The organism is Alkalibacterium sp. m-11 (genome assembly GCF_054658155.1).
Map to the genome: position 1 here is coordinate 14654 of NZ_BAAGIR010000009.1, position 20113 is coordinate 34766.

Sequence of the window (20113 nt, forward strand, 5' to 3'; positions counted from 1 at the left end):
TGTCTGTATACTTGTATAGGTGTCTGTGAGAGACGTTTATTTCGGCGGGATCTATTGAACCTGTGTATAAATAGAAATCGCTGGTAGGCATCAATCATAGAACCGCGGCTAGGAAGCGAGAGGTTACGACACACCCGGATGCATTGCCATGGAGGGTGGCCGAAAATTTTCGTGGAGCTAGGTTTATTTCTTAAATAAGCGAAGGAGGGAAAAACATGGCAAATCAAAAAATTCGTATTCGTCTAAAAGCTTACGAGCATCGAGTACTTGATCAATCAGCTGACAAAATCGTGGAAACGGCAAAAAGAACTGGGGCAAACGTATCTGGTCCAATCCCATTGCCAACTGAACGTAAATTGTACACAATCATCCGTTCACCACATAAACACAAAGATTCACGTGAGCAGTTTGAAATGCGTACACACAAACGTCTTGTGGATATCTTGAATCCAACACCAAAGACCGTTGATGCGTTGACTAAACTTGACTTACCGTCAGGCGTAAACATCGAAATCAAATTATAATTAATCAGCAACACAACTTAAACTATAAAAAACTAACATAACGGAGGTGTACTCATGACCAAGGGAATCTTAGGAAAAAAAGTCGGAATGACTCAAATCTTCAGCGAATCAGGTGAATTAGTACCTGTAACAGTTGTTGAAGTGAAACCTAACGTTGTACTGCAGGTTAAAACTGTTGAAACAGACGGTTATAACTCAGTTCAGTTAGGAATCGAAGATAAACGTGAAGTTTTATCTAATAAACCGGCACAAGGTCATGTTAAAAAAGCTAACACGGCTCCTAAGCGCTTCATTCGAGAATTCAGAGATGTAGAGCTAGGTGACGTAGAAGTTGGAAACGAAGTATTAGTAGACACATTTGCAGAAGGCGATATCGTCGATGTAACAGGAACGTCTAAAGGTAAAGGATTCCAGGGTGTTATCAAACGTCACGGCCAAAGCCGCGGACCTGAAACGCACGGTTCTCGTTACCACCGTCGTCCTGGATCAATGGGTATGGCTACTCACCCTGCAAGAGTATTCAAAGGTAAAAAACTAGCTGGACGTATGGGTGGCGACCGTGTCACTGTACAGAATCTAGAAATCGTTCGTGTTGATACTGAACGCAACGTTTTACTGATCAAAGGTAATGTGCCTGGAGCTAAAAAATCACTTGTACAAATTAGAACTGCAGAAAAAGCAGACAAGTAATATCAGGAAGGGAGGACTAGCAGAATGCCAACTGTAACGTTATTTAAACAAGACGGAACGCAAAATGGCGATGTAACATTAAATGATGCAATCTTTGGTATCGAACCAAACGAAAGTGTCGTTTTTGATGCGATCACTATGCAGCGTGCGTCATTAAGACAAGGAACACATGCAGTAAAAAACCGTAGCGCAGTGCGCGGTGGAGGACGCAAACCATGGCGTCAGAAAGGAACTGGACGAGCTCGTCAAGGCTCAATCCGTTCGCCACAATGGCGTGGAGGAGGTACCGTATTCGGACCTACACCTCGTTCATACAGCTACAAACTACCTAAGAAAGTTCGTCGCCTAGCGATCAAATCTGTTCTTTCTACTAAAGTAATAGATGAAGAAATCGTAATCGTAGATGGACTGAACTTCGATGCACCAAAAACAAAAGAGTTCAGAGCGGTACTCAATAACCTTGATGTCAACAGAAAAGCTCTGGTTGTCTTAGAGGATGACAATGAATTCGCAAAACTTTCTGCACGCAACATTCCAGGAGTTAAAATTGTAGCTCCTAACAATGTATCAGTGCTAGATGTTGTTGCGCATGACAAACTCATCTTGACGAAGGCTGCTCTGGAAAAAGTAGAGGAGGCTCTTCAATAATGAATGCACGTGACGTAATCTTACGCCCGATCATCACAGAAGCTTCTATGTATGCTATGGACGAAAAAAAGTATACCTTCGAAGTTGATGTTCGTGCTAAAAAACCAACAATCAAAAAAGCTGTTGAAGAAATTTTCGACGTAAAAGTTGATAAAGTAAACGTAGTAAACACTGCGCCTAAACCTAAGCGCATGGGACGTTATGAAGGATATACTAAAAAACGTCGTAAAGCGATCGTTACCTTATCTGCTGATTCGAATGACATTGCATTGTTCGGAGACGAAGAATAATAATAATTGAAAATTAAATGCTATTCACGAAACTAGTTTAACAAGGAGGGGAATCACGTGGCGATTAAGAAATATAAACCAACCACAAACGGACGTCGTAACATGACTGGGTCAGATTTTGCTGAAATCACAACAAGCACACCAGAAAAAAGCTTGCTGAGACCAAACCCAAAACGTGCTGGACGTAACAACGCTGGTAAAATCACTGTCCGTCATCAAGGCGGAGGCCACAAGCATAAATACCGTGTGATCGACTTCAAACGTCAGAAAGATGGCGTTCGCGGTATCGTTAAAACGATTGAATATGATCCAAACCGTTCTGCTAACATCTCATTGATCCAATATGAGGATGGAACAAAAACATACATTCTTGCACCTAAAGGACTTAAAGTAGGAACAGACATCTACTCTGGCGTAGATGCAGACATCCAAGTAGGTAATGCACTGCCATTGGCAAACATTCCTGTTGGTACGTCCGTACACAACGTTGAGTTAAAACCTGGTAAAGGCGGACAGCTTGTTCGTTCAGCTGGTACTTCTGCTCAAGTTCTTGGTAAAGAAGGTAAATACGCACTGGTTCGTTTAAGCTCTGGTGAAAGCCGTCTGATCCTTCAAAGCTGCCGTGCAACAATCGGTACTGTAGGAAACGAACAGCATGAACTGATCAACATTGGTAAAGCTGGACGCAGCCGCTGGTTAGGCAAACGCCCAACTGTCCGTGGATCTGTAATGAACCCGAACGATCACCCACACGGTGGTGGTGAAGGTAAAGCACCAATCGGACGTCCAAGTCCAATGTCACCTTGGGGTAAACCTACTCTTGGTAAGAAAACCCGTAAAGGTAAGAACCGTTCAGATAAACTTATCGTTCGTCGTCGTAAAGCTAAAAAATAAACGATAACGGACTGACTGAAAAACGCAACGATTATAAGGGGAAGAACCCCAAAAGGAGGGCAATACATGAGCCGTAGTTTGAAAAAGGGACCTTTCGTCGATGATCATCTGATGAAAAAAGTTCGCGAAATGGATGACGATAACAAACGTGTCATTAAAACATGGTCACGTCGCTCAACAATCTTTCCGAACTTTGTAGGTCATACCATTGCCGTATATGATGGAAGAAAACACGTGCCCGTCTATGTTCAAGAAGACATGGTAGGACACAAACTAGGTGAATTTGCACCAACAAGAACGTACCGCGGACACGGAAAAGACGACCGCACGACTAAACGTTAATAGCGAAGGGAGGATACATTCATGGCAGAAACAGTAACAGCAGCAAAAGCAACAGCTCGCATGGTACGCATTGCACCACGTAAAGCACGTCTGGTCGTTGACACCATTAGAGGAAAAAGTGCTGCAGAAGCTATTTCTATCCTTCGCTTCACTAACAGAGGAGCAGCGGAAGCGGTAGAAAAAGTCTTGATGTCAGCAATTGCAAATGCTGAACACAACTACGATATGGATATCGAAGAATTAGTCGTAAGTGAAGCCTATGTCAATGAAGGAGCAACCCTAAAAAGGTTCCGCCCTCGTGCAAAAGGTGCAGCTTCAAGAATCAACAAAAGAACAAGCCACATTACAGTAGTGGTATCAGAGAAGAAGGAGGGGTAATCAATGGGACAAAAAGTAAATCCTCATGGACTGCGTGTTGGCGTCATCAAAGATTGGGATGCTAAGTGGTACGCAGAAAAAGATTTTGCAGATAAATTACATGAAGATATTGCTGTTCGTGAGTACATTGCTAAGAAATTAAGCGATGCTTCCATTTCTCGCGTAGAAATCGAACGTGCAGCAAACAGAATCAATGTATCGATTCACACTGCTAAACCAGGAATGGTCATTGGTAAAGGTGGATCAGAAGTTGATGCATTGAGAAATGGCTTGAACAACTTGACTAACAAGAGAGTACACGTGAACATCGTGGAAATCAAAAAAGCAGACCTTGATGCTACACTAGTAGCTAAAAGTATCGCTGACCAGCTTGAAAACCGTATTTCATTCCGTCGTGCGCAGAAACAGGCGATCCAACGTGCTATGCGTATGGGAGCTAAAGGTATCCGCACAATGGTAGCCGGTCGACTAAACGGAGCAGATATTGCCCGCAGCGAAAGCTTTTCAGAAGGAACTGTTCCTTTGCATACACTTCGTGCAGACATCGATTATGCTAACGAAGAAGCTGACACTACTTACGGTAAACTAGGTGTTAAAGTATGGATCTATAAAGGAGAAGTTCTTCCTGAAAAAATCGAAGACAAGAAAGGAGGGAAATAATCAATGTTAGTACCAAAACGTGTGAAACACCGTCGTGAGTTTCGTGGGAAAATGAGAGGCGAAGCTAAAGGTGGTAAAGAAATAGCATATGGACAATATGGTCTGCAAGCTGTTGATTCAGTATGGATCACAAGCAGACAGATCGAATCAGCTCGTATAGCGATGACTCGTTATATGAAACGTGGTGGGAAAGTATGGATTAAAATTTTCCCTCACAAACCAGTGACAGCTAAAGCAATCGGCGTACGTATGGGTTCTGGTAAAGGAGCTCCTGAAAGCTGGGTAGCACCTGTTAAACGTGGGAAAATCATGTTTGAAATCGGTGGCGTATCTGACGAAGTCGCTCGAGAAGCATTGCGTTTAGCTTCACACAAACTACCTGTGAAAACTAGGATAGTAACTCGTGAAGAAAGTGGTGACTCAAATGAAGGCTAATGAATTAAAAGGCTTATCCACTACTGAATTAATTGAAAAAGAAGCAGAATTTAAAGAAGAGCTATTCAACTTACGCTTTCAATTAGCTACTGGACAATTGGAAAACACCGCTCGCATTAAAGAGGTCCGTAAAAGTATCGCTCGTGTAAAAACTGTTCTGCGTCAGACTGAAGCAGTATAAGTAATACTGAGTGTAATAGCTTAATCAAAGGAGGCTAAACAATGGCTGAACGTAACGACCGTAAAGTGTATCAGGGAAGAGTCGTTTCTGACAAGATGGATAAAACCATCGTAGTTGAAATCGCAACTCGCAAGTCACACCCTAAATACAAAAAACAAATGAAATACTCAACTAAATTCAAAGCTCATGACGAAAACAACACAGCTAAAACTGGCGACATTGTTACAATCATGGAAACTCGTCCATTGTCTAAAGACAAAAGATTCCGTCTATTAGAAGTGGTAGAAGAGGCTATCGTTCTTTAATCAGAACACAATACCGCCAGGCGGTAGGTACACAACGAAAAGCTATAAAGCTTTATCGTGAGTTTGAAAGGAGGATCCTAACGTGATTCAAACAGAAAGTCGAATGAAAGTCGCTGACAACTCTGGTGCACGTGAAGTGCTGGTCATTAAAGTTCTAGGTGGCTCAGGCGCTAAAACGGCTAACATCGGTGATGAAGTAGTTGTAACTGTTAAACAGGCAACACCAGGCGGCGTTGTTAAAAAGGGAGACGTTGCTCGTGCAGTAATCGTCCGCTCAAAATCTGGTGCGAGACGCCCAGACGGTTCATATATCAAATTTGACGAAAATGCATGTGTAATTATTCGTGAAGACAAAGCACCACGTGGAACACGTATCTTCGGACCAGTTGCTCGTGAATTACGTGAGAATGACTTTATGAGAATTGTTTCGTTAGCTCCGGAAGTTCTATAATTCCGATAAACGTCATAAGGAGGTGCGCTAGAGAATGTTTGTTAAATCAGGAGATAAAGTTAGAGTTTTAGCTGGTAAGGACAAAGGTAAAGAAGGAACAGTCCTATCTGCTATGCCTAAACAGAACAAAGTGATCGTTGAAGGGATCAACATCATGAAAAAACATACCCGTCCTACAGGTATGGGACAAGAAGGCGGAATTGTTGAAACAGAAGCACCAATTCACGTATCTAATGTTCAGTTGATCGATCCTAAAACAGGAGAATCTACACGTGTAGGTTATAAGATCGAAGATGGCAAGAAAGTTCGTTACGCTAAAAAATCTGGCGAAGCACTTTAATAAAAAGTAGGAAAGGAGGGCATTCATAAATGACACGCCTTAAAGAAAAATATAACAATGATGTACGTCCATCATTAGTTGAAAAATTTGAATACAGCTCTGTTATGCAGGCACCAGAAGTTGACAAGATCGTTATCAACATGGGTGTAGGTGACGCTGTTTCAAACACGAAAAACTTAGACAAAGCAGTAGAAGAATTAACAAAAATTTCTGGACAAAAACCAGTTGTCACTCGTGCGAAAAAATCTATCGCAGGTTTCCGTCTACGTGAAGGTATGCCGATCGGTACGAAAGTTACCCTGCGTGGAGCTCGCATGTATGATTTCCTGGATAAATTAGTTTCTGTTTCATTACCTCGTGTACGTGATTTCCGTGGAGTGAGCAAAAATGCATTTGACGGCCGTGGTAACTACACGCTGGGAATCAAAGAGCAACTAATTTTCCCTGAAATCGACTACGATGATGTAGATAAGGTTCGCGGAATGGATATCGTCATTGTTACAACAGCTGACACAGACGAAGAAGCTCGTGAGTTACTCGGACAATTGGGAATGCCGTTCCAGAAATAACCTAAACTACCTATTAGGAGGGTAATATTAGAAATGGCTAAAAAAGCAATGATCGAAAAAAACAAAAAACCAGCCAAGTTTTCGACTCGTGAGTATACCCGCTGTGAACGTTGCGGACGCCCACACTCCGTGTACAAAAAATTCAAATTATGCCGTATCTGCTTGCGTGAGCTAGCATATAAAGGTCAAATTCCTGGCTTGAAAAAAGCAAGCTGGTAAACAACAAGGGACAGCACGGTAAATGGACTTCACATTTTGAACAGATCATTCGGTATCAGTACTGCATGATAATAAGAAATGATGGAGCCAACCGAGCGGGACTGAATTAGAAAACTTGCCGTAAAGGAGGCTACAACGAATGGTCATGACAGATCCAATCGCAGACTTTTTAACTCGTATTCGTAACGCCAACAACGCGCGTCATACGAAAGTGGAAATTCCTGCTTCTAACTTAAAAAGAGCTATGGCCGATATCCTGAAATCAGAAGGTTTCGTCAAGGATGTTGAATTCGTGGAAGATGACAAACAAGGAATCGTCCGCATTTTCTTAAAATATGGTCAGAACAACGAACGTGTAATCACTGGTGTTAGACGTATCTCTAAACCAGGCCTACGCGTTTATGTTAACGCAGAAGAGATGCCTAAAGTACTGAACGGACTGGGTATCGCCCTAGTATCGACTTCAGAAGGCGTCGTTACAGATAAAGTAGCACGTGCTAAAAATATCGGGGGAGAAGTCCTCGCATACGTTTGGTAATCATTAAGAAAGATGAAGGAGGTGCCGGACTTTGAGCCGTATCGGAAATAAGCCTATCACTATTCCTGAAGGTGTAGATGTAAACATCGACGGAAACGTGGTAACAGTTAAAGGGAAAAACGGAGAATTATCCCGTGAAGTCAGCCCTGTTATTGATATTAAAATCGAAGATAATGAAATGACGTTCACTCGTCCAAACGATTCTAAAGCTAACCGTACGATCCACGGAACTACTCGCGCTATCGTGAACAACATGGTAGAAGGTGTATCTGTCGGATTCGAAAAAGTTCTAGAACTGAATGGTGTTGGTTACCGTGCACAGTTGCAGGGAACTAAACTTGTATTGAACGTAGGTCTTTCTCACCAAGTTGAATTCGAACAAGTTGAAGGATTGACAGTTGAAGTACCATCTAATACTGTTATATCTGTTAAAGGTGCAAGCAAAGAAAAAGTTGGCGCATTAGCTGCTAACATCCGCGCTGTACGTCCACCTGAGCCATACAAAGGTAAAGGAATTCGCTACAGAGGCGAACACGTACGTCGTAAAGAAGGTAAAACAGGTAAATAACGAGTATAAGTGGAACCTGATCCATCAGCGTATCGTGTTCTGCTTCTCTATTTGCCAGTTGACCCGACGATCTCTGTAACAGGAGAATTCTATATAAAGAGGTGACAATTGTGATTTCAAAACCAGATAAAAACAAATTACGCAAGAAAAGACAAAAACGTATTCGCAGAAACCTTTCTGGTACTGCTGAGCGCCCACGTTTGAACATTTTCCGTTCGAATAAAAACATCTACGCTCAAGTAATTGATGATGTAGAGGGTGTAACGCTCGCAAGTGCATCTTCCTTGGATACTGATGTTTCAGGTGATTCAAAAGTTGAAGAAGCTGCTGCAGTAGGCGCACTAGTTGCTAAACGCGCAGTAGACAAAGACATTACTGAAGTAGTCTTTGATCGTGGAGGATATCAATACCACGGACGCGTACAAGCACTAGCTGACGCAGCACGTGAAAACGGACTTAAATTCTAAAGAAAAGGAGGAGTTACAGTACATGACAACTCATATTGATGCATCTAAATTAGATATTGAAGATCGCGTAGTAGAAATAAACCGTGTTACTAAAGTTGTTAAAGGTGGACGTCGTATGCGTTTCGCTGCTTTAGTGGTTGTTGGAGACAGAAACGGACATGTCGGTTTTGGTACCGGTAAAGCTCAGGAAGTACCTGAAGCGATCCGTAAAGCGATCGATGACGCTAAAAACAATCTTGTGGAAGTACCTATGGTTGGAACTACTCTTCCACACCAGATTATCGGACGCCATGGTGGCGGTAAGATTATTCTTAAACCAGCTGTTGCCGGTTCTGGAGTATCTGCTGGTGGACCTGTACGTGCGGTACTGGAATTGGCTGGAGTACAAGACGTATCTTCTAAATCAGTTGGATCCAGCTCGCCAATCAACATGATCCGTGCAACAATCGACGGAATCAGCAACTTGAAACGTGCTGAAGATGTAGCTAAACTACGCGGGAAATCCGTAGAAGAATTACTTGGATAAGGAGAGATGACTCAATGGCAAACTTGGAAATTACTTTAAAACGCAGTTTGATTGGTCGTTCTCAGAAACAGATCCAGGCAGTTCAGACTTTAGGTCTTAAAAAGCTAAACCACACAGTGGTAAGACCTGACAATGAATATGTTCGAGGAGCAATCAAACATATCACTCATTTAGTCGATGTTAAAGAAGCCTAATGAGTACAGAGACTAACTAAAGGAGGTGCCAGAATTTATGAAACTTCATGAATTAAAACCTGCAGAAGGATCTCGTAAAACACGTAACCGTGTAGGTCGCGGATCATCTTCTGGTAACGGAAAAACATCCGGCCGTGGACAAAAAGGGCAGAAAGCTCGTTCAGGCGGAGGAACACGTTTAGGTTTTGAGGGTGGACAGACACCATTGTTCCAGACTCTACCAAAACGCGGATTTACTAACTACAACCGTAAAGAATTTGCTATTGTTAACTTAGACACACTTAACCGATTCGAAGAAGGTACAGAAGTTACTCCAGAACTACTTGTAGAAACAGGAGTAATCAAAAACGAAAAATCCGGTGTGAAAGTTTTGGCGAAAGGAAACGTCGATCACAAACTAACTGTGAAAGCACACAAGTTTTCTGCTTCTGCTAAAGAAGCGATCGAAGCTGCCGGTGGATCAGTAGAGGTGATCTAATGATCGAACTGATAAAGGGCGCTATCAAAGAAAAAGATGTTCGTACTCGTGTATTATTCACCTTAGGTATCCTGATTGTGTTCCGTCTCGGAACGCATATTACGGTACCAGGTGTAAATGCACAGGCATTAACAGAATTATCAGATACCGGCTTGTTCAACTTGCTTGATACCTTTGGTGGTGGAGCTCTGGGGAGTTACTCAGTTTTCGCTCTAGGTGTATCTCCATACATTACGGCATCGATCGTCGTACAGCTCCTGCAGATGGACGTCCTTCCAAAGTTCAAGGAATGGTCCGAACAGGGTGAAGTGGGACGTAAAAAGCTGAACCAGGCCACGCGCTATTTAACAATCGTTCTGGCATTCTTCCAGGCGATTGGTATCTCTTATGGATTCAATGCGCTGACTGGACTGGGACTCGTAAGAAATCCTGGACCGGCGACGTATATTATCATCGCAATCATCCTTACAGCAGGAACGATGCTTGTTATGTGGTTAGGTGAAATGATCACCGTTCACGGATTCGGTAACGGAACATCATTCATCATCTTCTCAGGGATCATTGCTCGTATTCCACAAGATGTACAGCAGTTCTATAACACGCAGATCCGTAATGCAGGAGATGAAATCGTCAGTGCCTGGGCATTAGCTGCAGGAATCATCGTCGTATTCATTCTGCTCGTTATTCTCGTAACGTTTATGGAAAATGCAAAACGTAATATACCTGTCCGTTATTCAAAACGTGCCAGCACGTCCAAGGACAGTGCTGTATTGCCACTTAAAGTTAACTCAGCTGGAGTTATTCCAGTTATCTTCGCCAGTTCGTTTCTTATGACTCCGCAGATCATTTTAGGTTACTTTGCTCAAGGTAATCAGAATGCTGCATGGTTCCAGACACTGAATAACATTTTCAATCTTCAGGAACCGCTTGGAGCAGCTCTGTACACGATCCTTATTGTTCTCTTCACGTACTTCTACGCCTTTATTCAGGTCAACCCTGAAAAAGCCGCGGAAAACCTGCAGAAACAAAATGGATATATACCTAGTGTCAGACCTGGACGAGCTACAGAAGAATACATTGGCTATATGCTTATTCGTTTAAGCACAGTTGGAGCGATTTATCTAGGAACGATCTCATTGCTTCCGATTGTGGCTTCTGCTTTGTTCAATCTACCCAGTTCGATTGCTTTAGGAGGAACAAGCCTGCTCATCGTTGTCGGTGTGGCACTTGACTCCATGCGTCAGCTTGAAGGATTGCTGAGCAAGAAGAGTTACCAAGGTTTCATTCAGCGCTCATAATGGTAGCCCATTGAAAATAGACGATTTGCCCCTTAGTCTTTACTGCCTGCCAGTAGAGGGTGAATCGGTCTTTTTTCCGTTAATGCTGAAGAAATTCTTACCAACTTAAGGAGGAAGCAAGATGAATTTGATCCTGTTAGGTCTTCCCGGAGCAGGGAAAGGGACTCAGGCTGCACGTATATCTGATAAATTCAATATACCGCATATTTCTACCGGAGATATGTTCAGGGCAGCTATGAAGAACAAGACTCCACTGGGTTTGGAAGCAAAAAAATACATGGACGAGGGAAATCTCGTGCCAGATGAAGTAACAAATGGAATTGTCAAAGAACGTCTCGAACAAGACGATGCCAAAAGAGGGTTTTTACTGGATGGCTACCCTCGCACGTTGAATCAGGCACAGGCTTTACAGAAAGCTTTGGCTTCGAAGAACAGAAGACTGCAGCATGTTCTGTACATTAAGGTACCTAAAGACATTTTAATGGAACGTCTGACCGGCCGATTCATGTGTTCAAACTGTGGTGCTACGTATCACAAGACAATGAATCCACCTAAAGTGGAGGGCACTTGTGATAAATGCGGCGCACACGATTTTTATCAGCGTGAAGACGATAAGCCTGAAACAGTTAAGAATCGTATTGATGTGAATGAAGAACAGACAGAAGTACTTGTCAAGCATTATGCTGACTACGATCTGGTTCGTGAAATTGACGGCGAACAGGATCCGAAAAAAGTATTTCAGGACATTGTGGACCAGTTAAACTAAGAAGTCCGATGTTTTATAATGAATCCTTGCAATGATTGTGTGCGCATGATATAATAGTACGAGCGTCAAAAAGCTGGCGTTTTACATTATTATAGTAGATAATCAAGTGAGAATACTTTGTTCTCACTATTTCATGTGTACAGAAGTGAGATATCAAAGGAGGAAACCAGGCGTGGCAAAAGATGATGTTATAGAGATTGAAGGAACCGTCCTAGAAACTTTGCCTAATGCAATGTTCAAAGTTGAATTGGAGAACGGGCACGAAATTCTAGCACACGTTTCTGGCAAAATTCGTATGAATTACATCCGGATTCTGCCTGGGGATAAGGTAACGGTAGAAATGTCTCCATATGATTTAACTCTTGGACGCATTACGTATCGATTTAAATAAACTTAGGACTCCGAAGACTCAAGGAGGGAAAGTTCATGAAAGTAAGACCATCAGTCAAAAAAATGTGTGACAAGTGTAAAGTGATTCGTCGTAACGGCCGTGTAATGGTTATTTGCGAAAATCCTAAGCACAAACAACGTCAAGGATAATATAATAACAGGAGGTGCTCATACATGGCTCGTGTAGCAGGTGTAGATATTCCACGTGACAAACATGTGGTAATTTCATTAACATATATCTATGGTATCGGTAAGACAACAGCTCAGAAGATTCTTGAAGCTGCAGGCGTACCAGAGGAAACTCGTGTACGTGAACTGACAAACGATCAATTAGATGCAATCCGTGCTGAAGTCGATAAACTGAAAGTTGAAGGAGATCTTCGTCGTGAAGTGAACCAAAACATCAAACGTTTAATCGAAATCGGATCATACCGTGGCATTCGTCACCGTCGTGGTCTTCCAGTACGTGGTCAGAACACTAAAAACAATGCGCGTACGCGTAAAGGCAGAGCAATCGCTATTGCCGGCAAGAAAAAATAATCACCTAAGTTAGGAGGTCAATCTACGAATGGCTAAAGCAAAAAGACCCGCTCGTAATCGTAAACGTCGAGTGAAAAAGAATATTGAACACGGAGTAGCACATATCCGTTCAACATTCAACAACACTATTGTAATGATAACTGATGTACATGGAAACGCGATTTCATGGTCATCTGCTGGATCATTAGGATTCAGAGGTTCTCGTAAATCAACACCTTTCGCTGCTCAAATGGCTGCTGAAGCTGCTGCTAAAGGCGGAATGGAAAATGGCATGAAGTCTGTCGAGGTTACTGTTAAAGGACCTGGGTCAGGCCGTGAAGCTGCAATCCGTTCTCTACAAGCAACTGGTTTGGAAGTAACTGCAATTCGTGACGTAACACCGGTACCACATAACGGATGCCGTCCTCCAAAACGTCGTCGCGTTTAATAATAGATGTCGTTTTAGGATAGCGTGGACTAAACGTTTTGAAAGGGGTAAACGGACTATATGATCGAAATTGAGAAACCGGTAATAGATACAGTTGAGATCAGTGAAGATGGAAAATTCGGCAAGTTTGTCGTAGAACCGCTTGAGCGAGGATACGGAACTACTCTGGGTAACTCCCTGCGTCGAATCTTACTATCATCTTTGCCAGGTGCTGCCGTCACAAATATTCAAATTGATGGCGTTTTGCATGAATTCACTGCGATCGATGGAGTAGTAGAAGATGTTACTGCCATCATTTTAAACTTAAAAAAACTCGCGCTTAAGTTGTATTCTGATGAAACTAAAACAATTGAAATAGATGTCGAGGGACCGGCAACTGTCACAGCTGCTGATATTATTTTTGACAGTGATGTTGAAATAATGAACCCGGATCTATATATTTGTACAGTCTCTGAGGGTGGACACTTACACGCCCGAATGGAAGCACAAAAAGGCAGAGGGTATGTACGCGCTGAACACAACAAACACGATGATATGCCGATTGGTGTATTGCCGGTTGATTCGATTTATACCCCAATCAGCCGAGTGAACTACCATGTCGAAAATACACGTGTTGGAGAAAAAGAACAGTACGACAAGCTGACGCTTGATGTATGGACAGATGGTTCGATCTCTCCTGAAGACGGTGTAAGTTTAGCAGCTAAAATCATGACCGAACACCTGAATATATTCGTCAACTTGACAGAAGAAGCCCGCGAAGCTGAAATCATGGTTGAAAAAGAAGAAACACAAATGGAAAAAATGCTTGAGATGACTATCGAAGAGCTTGATCTATCTGTACGTTCTTACAACTGTCTGAAGCGAGCTGGAATAAACACTGTTCAGGAACTGACAAATAAAACTGAACCAGAAATGATGAAAGTCCGTAACTTGGGACGTAAATCACTGGAAGAAGTTAAACTTAAATTAGGCGAGCTCGATCTGGGCCTGCGTGATGAAGAGTAATTACTCATACTAACTGATATACCTAAACAGGTATGTTATAAAAAACTGACCGGCATGTCTGACATGACGGAATTGTAATCTTGTAGTTAAGGGAGGATTTCGACGAATGGGTTATCGTAAATTAGGACGTACTAGTTCACAGCGTAAAGCAATGCTTCGTGATCTGACATCAGATCTTTTCATCAATGAGCGTATTGTAACTACTGTGACTCGTGCGAAAGAAGTATCTAAACTTGCCGATAAAATGATCACATTAGGTAAGCGTGGAGACTTGCACGCTCGTCGTCAAGCTGCTGCATTTGTTCGTAACGAACTGGCAACTGTATCAGAAACTGAAGACGAAATCGTAGTACAAACTGTACTTCAAAAACTGTTTGATGATATCGCACCTCGTTTCGCTGAGCGTAACGGTGGATACACACGCGTACTGAAAACAGAACCTCGTCGTGGTGACGGTGCACCAATGGCTGTACTTGAGCTTGTTGAGGGACCTGCAGCTTCTGCTGACGAAGATGCTGAGTAATCAGTAATCGATATAATGATTTGACCAAATCACTTTTGGATGTATGATGAGCGTTACGATGATGGACTAGTTTCCAAGTGTCTAGCTCAGTTTCCCCCGGAGGATTCCTTCGGGGGGAGCACCATATATCGCAAAGTGTTTTTTTTATATGTTTACATAGTGAATGACTTAATCAAGTTTCGGGATCATACCTTTAGCAGGAATATCTGCATAAAGAATCGTACCCCAGCATAGCGAGAATGGCAGTAAGATAACTTTAAAAGCCTTTAATGTAAAGGGATACATGAGGCTTTAGCTATTGTTATCTCAGACTGTTTTTGGTAATCTTGTAATGTTGAGTTGCTGTCTTGACACCTAAGACGCTGCACTTAAAGACTGAATCAAAAAGTTGAGGTAAATCATGTCTGAAATTATAAACGTTAAAAACGTCACTTACACATATGATGATGAAGATCAGCGTCCTGCTCTGAAGGGTGTTTCTTTTTCAATCAATAAAGGCGAATGGGTTGCGATCATCGGACCTAACGGCTCTGGTAAGTCTACATTGGCCAAGACGGTCAACGGACTGATCGAACCCGATAGTGGAGAAGTTGCTGTCGGCGGTCTTGAGCTGAATGAAAAGAATGTCTGGTCCATTCGTGAAATGGTCGGCATGGTCTTTCAGAACCCTGATAACCAGTTTGTCGGATCGACTGTTCAGGATGATGTAGCCTTTGGACTCGAGAATCTGGGTATTCCCAGAGAAGAGATGCTTGAACGGGTCCGAACAGCTCTGGAAAAAGTGAACATGCTCGAGTTTGCTGAACGTGAACCAGCCCGTCTATCCGGAGGTCAGAAGCAGCGTGTAGCTATTGCAGGAATCGTTGCACTGAGACCGGACATCATGATCCTTGATGAAGCAACCAGTATGCTTGATCCTCAGGGAAGAGAAGAAGTTCTGCGTACAGTCAAGGAAGTGAAGGAGCAGGAGAACTTATCTGTCCTGTCCATCACTCATGATATTGACGAAGCGGCAGCTGCCAACCGGGTACTGGTCATGAGAGACGGCCAGATGATCCAGGAAGGGACTCCGGAAACGATCTTTTCATATGGAGAAAAACTTGTCGAAATGGGACTGGATCTGCCCTTCCCTGAAAGATTGAAGGCATCACTTAAGAAAGAGGGCATTGATGTGCCCAAGGATTATCTGACTGAAGAAGGGATGGTTGACTGGCTATGGACATACGTTTCGAAGAAGTAGGCTACACCTATCAGCCGGGTACACCCTTCCAGAGTAGAGCGCTTCATGATATCAATCTGACGATCAAAGACAGTTCCTTTACTGCCATCGTCGGACATACCGGAAGTGGAAAGTCGACTGTACTTCAGCATCTGAATGCGCTGAAAAAGCCGACGAGTGGTCAAGTGACTATCGGCGACCGGGTCATCACAAACTTTTCTGAGAATAAGGGACTCAAGTCTCTGCGTAAAAAAGTCGGGATCGTTTTCCAGTTTCCGGAAGCTCAGCTGTTTGAAGAGACGGTTGGCAAAGATATTGCATTCGGACCGAAGAACTTCGGCCTGTCCGAAGAAGAAGGCCTCGAGAAAGCCAGAGAACTCCTGCCGCTCGTTGGACTGGACGAATCCTTTATGGAACGGTCACCTTTTGACTTGTCCGGGGGCCAGATGCGCCGCGTGGCTATAGCTGGAGTGCTGGCTCTCGAACCGGAAGTTCTGGTTCTGGATGAGCCGACAGCAGGTCTGGATCCTCAGGGACGCAAGGAGATTATGGATATGTTCTATACTCTCTACAAGGAACAGGGACTGACTGTTGTGCTGGTGACGCACCAGATGGATGATGTGGCGACATACGCTGATCACATGATCGTTCTTGAAAAAGGAACAGTCATGAAAGAAGGACACCCGAGAGAGCTGTTCAAGGAAGCCGGCTGGTTATCCAGCATGCAGCTGGGTGTGCCGTCAACCGTCCGTTTTGCTCATGAGCTAGAAGAAAAGTTCGAGTGGACATTTGATCCGCTGCCTTTGACAACAGATGAGCTGGCCCAGCAGATGAAAGATAAGCTAGCGAGCAAAGCAGGTGAAGGATTATGATGGAAAAACTGATATTCGGACGTTATATCCCGGGTGACTCATTTATTCACCGTCTGGACCCTCGTGCGAAGCTGATGGGAGCCATCTGGTTCATTATCATCATCTTCCTGGCTAATAACTGGCTGACCTATGTGCTTCTGACCATTTTTGTTCTGACGGCCGTCAAGCTGTCTGAAATCAACCCTAAATTCTTTATCAATGGTGTGAAGCCACTGATCTGGCTGATCCTCTTTACAGTAATTCTACAGATTCTGTTTACGAGCGGATCGACGATCTGGTTCAGATTCGGGCCAGTCGTTATTTCACAGGAAGGGCTTCTGAATGGGGTTTTCATCTTCATGCGATTCGTCCTGATCATTTTCATGTCGACAATCCTGACGCTGACGACGATGCCGCTGTCTCTGACGGATGCCATCGAGTACCTGCTGCGACCGCTTGCTGCAGTTAAAGTGCCTGTTCACGAAATTGCCTTGATGCTGTCGATCGCCTTACGTTTTGTTCCAACGTTAATGGATGAAACGGAGAAGATCATGAATGCCCAGCGTGCGCGAGGCATCGATTTTGGTGAAGGAAATATTTACCAGCAGATGAAAGCTATCGTACCGCTACTGATTCCTCTGTTTGTCAGCTCATTCAACCGGGCTGAAGAACTGGCTACGGCTATGGAAGCACGAGGCTACAAAGGTGGAGAAGGACGTACCAAGTACCGCCAGCTGGAATGGGTCAACAGAGATACCATGACAATGGTGGCATTTGGCCTTCTGTCGGCCGCATTATTTGTACTGAGAACTTAATCAACAGGGATGAAGATGCTTATCTTTATCCCTGTTTTTTTGATATAATGACTAACCATATGTGTTAAGATAGCGATAGGATAAGGAGTATCTGTTACATACATTAATCTGACGAGGTGAAAAAGATGACGATTAAAAGAAAAATTGTCTGGACAGTTTTAGGTGGGACTCTACTCACAGGATGTGGCATGATGGGAGGTGGAATCCCCAACGATTTAGATGATAATTGGGTATCTTACATGCAGGAGGCTGAAAGTAATCTTGACAGTTACAGCACAGATATCAATTTATCGGCTGAGACCGATGCTATGGGTCAATCGACAGTAAACAGAGCCAGACTTGATGCACGTATCATCGGTGACTTTGATTCGGGTCACGTTATTATAACCAATGAACAGGATGGTGTTGAAGTATCCAACGAGATATACTTTGATGGATCGACGTATTATATTCATGATGGAAGTGGCTGGCAGGAAGTAGCCGGGGAAGCCAGCGACACGGAAGAAACTAGCTATAGAACGGTCCTTGAAGCAATAATAAACTCCGAAGAATACATTACAGCTGAGGTGGAAGAAGACAATCTTATTCTAAGCTACACTGGCTATGATCAGGACGTGTGGGATGCTTTTGAGGTACCATTCAGTCTCACAATTGACGGATTCGAGGAAGAGGATATTGAATTGATTCTTGAGGTCATCGTTGATGCAGAAACCCAGTTGATAGAACAGCTGGACCTCTTAGTAGAAGCAGAAAATGAATTAGCTTCAGTGATACTTACAGTAGATACGCAATATGCTGACTTTAATGAGATAGATCAGCTTGAGGTTGAAGATGACATTTTTGAAGAAACGACTGACTGATCAACTATTAATAGGGTTTGGCTGTGTAGTTAATTGACTAAGAAGTGGTACACCGTAAAAGTGGTGTGAAGTTTAATCCGCGCTATATTTTTTCAATAAACTAGTATTTACAGAGATGTAGACTTCTCAAGCAAAATGAAAAGTTAAAGGAAGTAAGTAAAATGACAACGTACAGGTATAAATGTGTTCTAAGTTACGACGGCACCGAATTTTCTGGGTTTCAGGTGCAGCCGGACAAACGGACGATTCAAGGTGAGCTGGAAAATACTCTGAAGAAGATGTCCAAAGGTCACACAGTCAAAGTCCACGGAGCTGGACGGACTGATGCAGGAGTCCATGCAAGAGGACAGGTTGTTCACTATGACTTTCCCTTCTATATCGAGCCAAAGAGGATGCATATTGGTCTGAACAGCATGACGCCGGAAGACATAACCGTGACTAATGTAGAATTGACCGATGTAGACTTTCATTCACGCTTCCAGGCTAAAGGGAAGATGTACAAGTATACAATAGACAATAATCAGTTCAGGGATCCGTTCATCAGGAATTATGCTTATCACCATCGTTACCCGATGACGTTGGAGCCGGTTGAAGAAGCAATGACTTATCTCATAGGCACCCATGACTTTACCAGCTTTGCGTCGACTAAGTCGGAGGTGGAAGACAAAGTCCGCACGATCTATCAAGCCTCGGTCGAATGGGACACCAGCTCGAATACGTGGGTATTCACCTTTGTAGGCAACGGATTTTTATATAATATGATTCGGATCCTGATGGGGATTCTGGTGGAAGTGGCTTCTGGTAAGCGACTGGCTTCAGATATTCCGCTGATCATTCAGGCCAGAGACCGTGAGGCAGCAGGAAAAACGTTAGCACCGGAAGGTTTATGCATGGAACGTGTGTATTATGATGAAAAGGACATACCTGGATTCACAGATGAAGGAGAGGACCGTCCAGATGCATAAGAAGACATATACGGTGACAGGGCTCCCAGTTGAAGCCAGCTACACGAGTGAAGAAGTAACGGAGATTTTTCTACCATTGCTTCAGAAACTGGTGACCATGCGTACTGAAAAAGGTAACCGAGTCATTGTCTACCTCGCAGCACCACCGGGAGCCGGAAAAACGACTTTATCGCTGTTTTTGGAAGACTTATATAAAGAAATAGATACGCCTTTTAAATTTCAGGCTGCTGCAATGGACGGGTTTCATCATTACAATACTTATCTTGATTCAAATGACATCGAAAGAGAAGGTGCCGTATTCCCTCTGAGGACCTTTAAAGGTATTCCTGAGACATTTGACAGACTTCGCTTATACGTAACGATTCAGGAGCTGAAAAACAAGCAGGAGGTCCTGTGGCCGACTTACGATCGTCTACTTCATGATGTATCAGATGAAACAGTGAAGGTTGATGCAGATATTGTTCTCGTCGAAGGTAATTATCTGCTTCTTGATCAGCCAGGGTGGGCAGACTTTCGTCAGTTGTGCGACTATTCTGTTTTCATCGAGTCAGATATCAATACGCTGACAGATCGGCTTGTAAACCGGAAGCAGCGGGGAGGAGCCACTCATGAAGAAGCACGTCGTCACTATGAGCGAACAGATAAGGTAAATGCCGAACGTGTACTGAGCCAGTTCTCAGATGCGGACCTGATCCTATGGCTGAACACGGATGGCAGACTAACTGTAAAAGAATAGAAACGCCAGTTATCACAAAAA

General features: G+C 43.3%; 35 protein-coding genes. All 35 read left to right on the forward strand.

The window, feature by feature from the left end:
• Nucleotides 1–215 precede the first annotated feature (215 nt).
• The gene (rpsJ, locus tag ACYQ2O_RS01975) at nt 216–524 is read left to right on the forward strand and encodes a 30S ribosomal protein S10 (protein ID WP_346025016.1); all 309 of its coding nucleotides are present in this window, start codon (nt 216–218) and stop codon (nt 522–524) included.
• A 54-nt stretch (nt 525–578) separates the two neighbouring features.
• Nucleotides 579–1214, forward strand: coding sequence for a 50S ribosomal protein L3 (gene rplC, locus ACYQ2O_RS01980; RefSeq protein ID WP_346025017.1), 636 nt, complete (start codon nt 579–581; stop codon nt 1212–1214).
• A gap of 24 nt (nt 1215–1238) precedes the next feature.
• Nucleotides 1239–1862 (forward strand): 50S ribosomal protein L4, encoded by a 624-nt coding sequence (gene rplD / locus ACYQ2O_RS01985; RefSeq protein WP_346025018.1) that lies wholly within the window; start codon nt 1239–1241, stop codon nt 1860–1862.
• On the forward strand, nt 1862–2152 hold the full coding sequence (gene rplW / locus ACYQ2O_RS01990) for a 50S ribosomal protein L23 (protein ID WP_346025019.1): 291 nt from the start codon (nt 1862–1864) through the stop codon (nt 2150–2152). The genes rplD and rplW overlap by 1 nt, the downstream gene beginning before the upstream one ends.
• A gap of 57 nt (nt 2153–2209) precedes the next feature.
• Nucleotides 2210–3046: a 50S ribosomal protein L2 gene (gene rplB / locus ACYQ2O_RS01995; RefSeq protein WP_346025020.1), complete on the forward strand. Its 837-nt coding sequence runs from the start codon at nt 2210–2212 to the stop codon at nt 3044–3046.
• A 66-nt stretch (nt 3047–3112) separates the two neighbouring features.
• Entirely contained in the window at nt 3113–3388 is a 276-nt protein-coding gene (gene rpsS, locus ACYQ2O_RS02000; RefSeq protein WP_091265296.1) for a 30S ribosomal protein S19, read from the forward strand.
• Nucleotides 3389–3409: 21 nt separating this feature from the next.
• Nucleotides 3410–3766: a 50S ribosomal protein L22 gene (rplV, locus tag ACYQ2O_RS02005; protein ID WP_091265293.1), complete on the forward strand. Its 357-nt coding sequence runs from the start codon at nt 3410–3412 to the stop codon at nt 3764–3766.
• Nucleotides 3767–3769: 3 nt separating this feature from the next.
• On the forward strand, nt 3770–4426 hold the full coding sequence (gene rpsC, locus ACYQ2O_RS02010; RefSeq protein ID WP_346025021.1) for a 30S ribosomal protein S3: 657 nt from the start codon (nt 3770–3772) through the stop codon (nt 4424–4426).
• A gap of 3 nt (nt 4427–4429) precedes the next feature.
• On the forward strand, nt 4430–4861 hold the full coding sequence (rplP, locus tag ACYQ2O_RS02015) for a 50S ribosomal protein L16 (RefSeq protein ID WP_091265288.1): 432 nt from the start codon (nt 4430–4432) through the stop codon (nt 4859–4861).
• On the forward strand, nt 4851–5042 hold the full coding sequence (gene rpmC, locus ACYQ2O_RS02020) for a 50S ribosomal protein L29 (protein ID WP_091481963.1): 192 nt from the start codon (nt 4851–4853) through the stop codon (nt 5040–5042). Before rplP ends, rpmC begins: the two co-directional genes overlap by 11 nt.
• 41 nt (nt 5043–5083) lie before the next feature.
• Nucleotides 5084–5347: a 30S ribosomal protein S17 gene (gene rpsQ / locus ACYQ2O_RS02025; protein ID WP_091265284.1), complete on the forward strand. Its 264-nt coding sequence runs from the start codon at nt 5084–5086 to the stop codon at nt 5345–5347.
• An 82-nt stretch (nt 5348–5429) separates the two neighbouring features.
• Nucleotides 5430–5798: a 50S ribosomal protein L14 gene (rplN, locus tag ACYQ2O_RS02030; RefSeq protein WP_091265283.1), complete on the forward strand. Its 369-nt coding sequence runs from the start codon at nt 5430–5432 to the stop codon at nt 5796–5798.
• A 34-nt stretch (nt 5799–5832) separates the two neighbouring features.
• Nucleotides 5833–6138, forward strand: coding sequence for a 50S ribosomal protein L24 (rplX, locus tag ACYQ2O_RS02035; protein ID WP_091265279.1), 306 nt, complete (start codon nt 5833–5835; stop codon nt 6136–6138).
• A gap of 29 nt (nt 6139–6167) precedes the next feature.
• Complete coding sequence (rplE, locus tag ACYQ2O_RS02040; RefSeq protein WP_091265277.1) at nt 6168–6707, forward strand: 50S ribosomal protein L5; 540 nt, start codon at nt 6168–6170, stop codon at nt 6705–6707.
• A 33-nt stretch (nt 6708–6740) separates the two neighbouring features.
• Nucleotides 6741–6926, forward strand: a complete 186-nt coding sequence (locus ACYQ2O_RS02045; RefSeq protein ID WP_091265274.1) for a type Z 30S ribosomal protein S14 — start codon at nt 6741–6743, stop codon at nt 6924–6926.
• Nucleotides 6927–7065: 139 nt separating this feature from the next.
• Nucleotides 7066–7464, forward strand: a complete 399-nt coding sequence (gene rpsH / locus ACYQ2O_RS02050; RefSeq protein ID WP_091481952.1) for a 30S ribosomal protein S8 — start codon at nt 7066–7068, stop codon at nt 7462–7464.
• 31 nt (nt 7465–7495) lie between these two features.
• Complete coding sequence (rplF, locus tag ACYQ2O_RS02055; RefSeq protein ID WP_091265269.1) at nt 7496–8032, forward strand: 50S ribosomal protein L6; 537 nt, start codon at nt 7496–7498, stop codon at nt 8030–8032.
• A 101-nt stretch (nt 8033–8133) separates the two neighbouring features.
• Nucleotides 8134–8499 (forward strand): 50S ribosomal protein L18, encoded by a 366-nt coding sequence (gene rplR, locus ACYQ2O_RS02060; RefSeq protein WP_091265266.1) that lies wholly within the window; start codon nt 8134–8136, stop codon nt 8497–8499.
• Between the two features lie 22 nt (nt 8500–8521).
• Nucleotides 8522–9025, forward strand: a complete 504-nt coding sequence (gene rpsE / locus ACYQ2O_RS02065) for a 30S ribosomal protein S5 (protein WP_091265264.1) — start codon at nt 8522–8524, stop codon at nt 9023–9025.
• 14 nt (nt 9026–9039) lie between these two features.
• Nucleotides 9040–9219, forward strand: a complete 180-nt coding sequence (gene rpmD / locus ACYQ2O_RS02070) for a 50S ribosomal protein L30 (RefSeq protein WP_346025022.1) — start codon at nt 9040–9042, stop codon at nt 9217–9219.
• A 37-nt stretch (nt 9220–9256) separates the two neighbouring features.
• Entirely contained in the window at nt 9257–9697 is a 441-nt protein-coding gene (rplO, locus tag ACYQ2O_RS02075; protein WP_091265260.1) for a 50S ribosomal protein L15, read from the forward strand.
• Nucleotides 9697–10995 carry a preprotein translocase subunit SecY gene (gene secY / locus ACYQ2O_RS02080; protein WP_346025023.1) on the forward strand — a complete coding sequence of 433 codons (1299 nt, stop codon included), beginning with the start codon at nt 9697–9699 and terminating at the stop codon, nt 10993–10995. Before rplO ends, secY begins: the two co-directional genes overlap by 1 nt.
• A gap of 121 nt (nt 10996–11116) precedes the next feature.
• Nucleotides 11117–11761 carry an adenylate kinase gene (locus tag ACYQ2O_RS02085; RefSeq protein WP_346025024.1) on the forward strand — a complete coding sequence of 215 codons (645 nt, stop codon included), beginning with the start codon at nt 11117–11119 and terminating at the stop codon, nt 11759–11761.
• Nucleotides 11762–11933: 172 nt separating this feature from the next.
• Nucleotides 11934–12152 carry a translation initiation factor IF-1 gene (gene infA, locus ACYQ2O_RS02090; RefSeq protein ID WP_346025025.1) on the forward strand — a complete coding sequence of 73 codons (219 nt, stop codon included), beginning with the start codon at nt 11934–11936 and terminating at the stop codon, nt 12150–12152.
• 35 nt (nt 12153–12187) lie between these two features.
• Entirely contained in the window at nt 12188–12301 is a 114-nt protein-coding gene (rpmJ, locus tag ACYQ2O_RS02095; protein ID WP_034299928.1) for a 50S ribosomal protein L36, read from the forward strand.
• 24 nt (nt 12302–12325) lie between these two features.
• On the forward strand, nt 12326–12691 hold the full coding sequence (gene rpsM, locus ACYQ2O_RS02100; RefSeq protein WP_091265254.1) for a 30S ribosomal protein S13: 366 nt from the start codon (nt 12326–12328) through the stop codon (nt 12689–12691).
• A gap of 28 nt (nt 12692–12719) precedes the next feature.
• Nucleotides 12720–13118, forward strand: coding sequence for a 30S ribosomal protein S11 (gene rpsK / locus ACYQ2O_RS02105; protein ID WP_091265252.1), 399 nt, complete (start codon nt 12720–12722; stop codon nt 13116–13118).
• Between the two features lie 60 nt (nt 13119–13178).
• Complete coding sequence (locus ACYQ2O_RS02110; RefSeq protein ID WP_091265250.1) at nt 13179–14123, forward strand: DNA-directed RNA polymerase subunit alpha; 945 nt, start codon at nt 13179–13181, stop codon at nt 14121–14123.
• Between the two features lie 106 nt (nt 14124–14229).
• Complete coding sequence (rplQ, locus tag ACYQ2O_RS02115; RefSeq protein ID WP_459769358.1) at nt 14230–14646, forward strand: 50S ribosomal protein L17; 417 nt, start codon at nt 14230–14232, stop codon at nt 14644–14646.
• A gap of 400 nt (nt 14647–15046) precedes the next feature.
• On the forward strand, nt 15047–15886 hold the full coding sequence (locus ACYQ2O_RS02120) for an energy-coupling factor ABC transporter ATP-binding protein (RefSeq protein ID WP_091265244.1): 840 nt from the start codon (nt 15047–15049) through the stop codon (nt 15884–15886).
• Nucleotides 15862–16737: an energy-coupling factor ABC transporter ATP-binding protein gene (locus ACYQ2O_RS02125; protein ID WP_459795898.1), complete on the forward strand. Its 876-nt coding sequence runs from the start codon at nt 15862–15864 to the stop codon at nt 16735–16737. Before ACYQ2O_RS02120 ends, ACYQ2O_RS02125 begins: the two co-directional genes overlap by 25 nt.
• The gene (locus ACYQ2O_RS02130; RefSeq protein WP_459795900.1) at nt 16734–17531 is read left to right on the forward strand and encodes an energy-coupling factor transporter transmembrane component T family protein; all 798 of its coding nucleotides are present in this window, start codon (nt 16734–16736) and stop codon (nt 17529–17531) included. The genes ACYQ2O_RS02125 and ACYQ2O_RS02130 overlap by 4 nt, the downstream gene beginning before the upstream one ends.
• A 125-nt stretch (nt 17532–17656) precedes the next feature.
• A complete protein-coding gene (locus tag ACYQ2O_RS02135; protein WP_459795901.1) occupies nt 17657–18391 on the forward strand; it encodes a DUF6612 family protein in 735 nt (244 codons plus the stop codon).
• A gap of 161 nt (nt 18392–18552) precedes the next feature.
• Nucleotides 18553–19356, forward strand: coding sequence for a tRNA pseudouridine(38-40) synthase TruA (gene truA, locus ACYQ2O_RS02140; RefSeq protein WP_459795903.1), 804 nt, complete (start codon nt 18553–18555; stop codon nt 19354–19356).
• The gene (locus tag ACYQ2O_RS02145) at nt 19349–20092 is read left to right on the forward strand and encodes a nucleoside/nucleotide kinase family protein (RefSeq protein ID WP_459769350.1); all 744 of its coding nucleotides are present in this window, start codon (nt 19349–19351) and stop codon (nt 20090–20092) included. The genes truA and ACYQ2O_RS02145 overlap by 8 nt, the downstream gene beginning before the upstream one ends.
• Nucleotides 20093–20113: the final 21 nt, after the last annotated feature.

Bases quoted from the DNA above. Each gene is read 5' to 3' on its own strand.
- rpsJ (WP_346025016.1), top strand. From the start codon at position 216: ATGGCAAATCAAAAAATTCGTATTCGTCTAAAAGCTTACGAGCATCGA.
- rplC (WP_346025017.1), top strand. From the start codon at position 579: ATGACCAAGGGAATCTTAGGAAAAAAAGTCGGAATGACTCAAATCTTC.
- rplD (WP_346025018.1), top strand. From the start codon at position 1,239: ATGCCAACTGTAACGTTATTTAAACAAGACGGAACGCAAAATGGCGAT.
- rplW (WP_346025019.1), top strand. From the start codon at position 1,862: ATGAATGCACGTGACGTAATCTTACGCCCGATCATCACAGAAGCTTCT.
- rpsS (WP_091265296.1), top strand. From the start codon at position 3,113: ATGAGCCGTAGTTTGAAAAAGGGACCTTTCGTCGATGATCATCTGATG.
- rplV (WP_091265293.1), top strand. From the start codon at position 3,410: ATGGCAGAAACAGTAACAGCAGCAAAAGCAACAGCTCGCATGGTACGC.
- rpsC (WP_346025021.1), top strand. From the start codon at position 3,770: ATGGGACAAAAAGTAAATCCTCATGGACTGCGTGTTGGCGTCATCAAA.
- rplP (WP_091265288.1), top strand. From the start codon at position 4,430: ATGTTAGTACCAAAACGTGTGAAACACCGTCGTGAGTTTCGTGGGAAA.
- rpmC (WP_091481963.1), top strand. From the start codon at position 4,851: ATGAAGGCTAATGAATTAAAAGGCTTATCCACTACTGAATTAATTGAA.
- rpsQ (WP_091265284.1), top strand. From the start codon at position 5,084: ATGGCTGAACGTAACGACCGTAAAGTGTATCAGGGAAGAGTCGTTTCT.
- rplX (WP_091265279.1), top strand. From the start codon at position 5,833: ATGTTTGTTAAATCAGGAGATAAAGTTAGAGTTTTAGCTGGTAAGGAC.
- rplE (WP_091265277.1), top strand. From the start codon at position 6,168: ATGACACGCCTTAAAGAAAAATATAACAATGATGTACGTCCATCATTA.
- ACYQ2O_RS02045 (WP_091265274.1), top strand. From the start codon at position 6,741: ATGGCTAAAAAAGCAATGATCGAAAAAAACAAAAAACCAGCCAAGTTT.
- rpsH (WP_091481952.1), top strand. From the start codon at position 7,066: ATGGTCATGACAGATCCAATCGCAGACTTTTTAACTCGTATTCGTAAC.
- rpsE (WP_091265264.1), top strand. From the start codon at position 8,522: ATGACAACTCATATTGATGCATCTAAATTAGATATTGAAGATCGCGTA.
- rpmD (WP_346025022.1), top strand. From the start codon at position 9,040: ATGGCAAACTTGGAAATTACTTTAAAACGCAGTTTGATTGGTCGTTCT.
- rplO (WP_091265260.1), top strand. From the start codon at position 9,257: ATGAAACTTCATGAATTAAAACCTGCAGAAGGATCTCGTAAAACACGT.
- secY (WP_346025023.1), top strand. From the start codon at position 9,697: ATGATCGAACTGATAAAGGGCGCTATCAAAGAAAAAGATGTTCGTACT.
- ACYQ2O_RS02085 (WP_346025024.1), top strand. From the start codon at position 11,117: ATGAATTTGATCCTGTTAGGTCTTCCCGGAGCAGGGAAAGGGACTCAG.
- rpmJ (WP_034299928.1), top strand. From the start codon at position 12,188: ATGAAAGTAAGACCATCAGTCAAAAAAATGTGTGACAAGTGTAAAGTG.
- rpsM (WP_091265254.1), top strand. From the start codon at position 12,326: ATGGCTCGTGTAGCAGGTGTAGATATTCCACGTGACAAACATGTGGTA.
- rpsK (WP_091265252.1), top strand. From the start codon at position 12,720: ATGGCTAAAGCAAAAAGACCCGCTCGTAATCGTAAACGTCGAGTGAAA.
- ACYQ2O_RS02110 (WP_091265250.1), top strand. From the start codon at position 13,179: ATGATCGAAATTGAGAAACCGGTAATAGATACAGTTGAGATCAGTGAA.
- rplQ (WP_459769358.1), top strand. From the start codon at position 14,230: ATGGGTTATCGTAAATTAGGACGTACTAGTTCACAGCGTAAAGCAATG.
- ACYQ2O_RS02120 (WP_091265244.1), top strand. From the start codon at position 15,047: ATGTCTGAAATTATAAACGTTAAAAACGTCACTTACACATATGATGAT.
- ACYQ2O_RS02125 (WP_459795898.1), top strand. From the start codon at position 15,862: ATGGACATACGTTTCGAAGAAGTAGGCTACACCTATCAGCCGGGTACA.
- ACYQ2O_RS02130 (WP_459795900.1), top strand. From the start codon at position 16,734: ATGATGGAAAAACTGATATTCGGACGTTATATCCCGGGTGACTCATTT.
- ACYQ2O_RS02135 (WP_459795901.1), top strand. From the start codon at position 17,657: ATGACGATTAAAAGAAAAATTGTCTGGACAGTTTTAGGTGGGACTCTA.
- truA (WP_459795903.1), top strand. From the start codon at position 18,553: ATGACAACGTACAGGTATAAATGTGTTCTAAGTTACGACGGCACCGAA.
- ACYQ2O_RS02145 (WP_459769350.1), top strand. From the start codon at position 19,349: ATGCATAAGAAGACATATACGGTGACAGGGCTCCCAGTTGAAGCCAGC.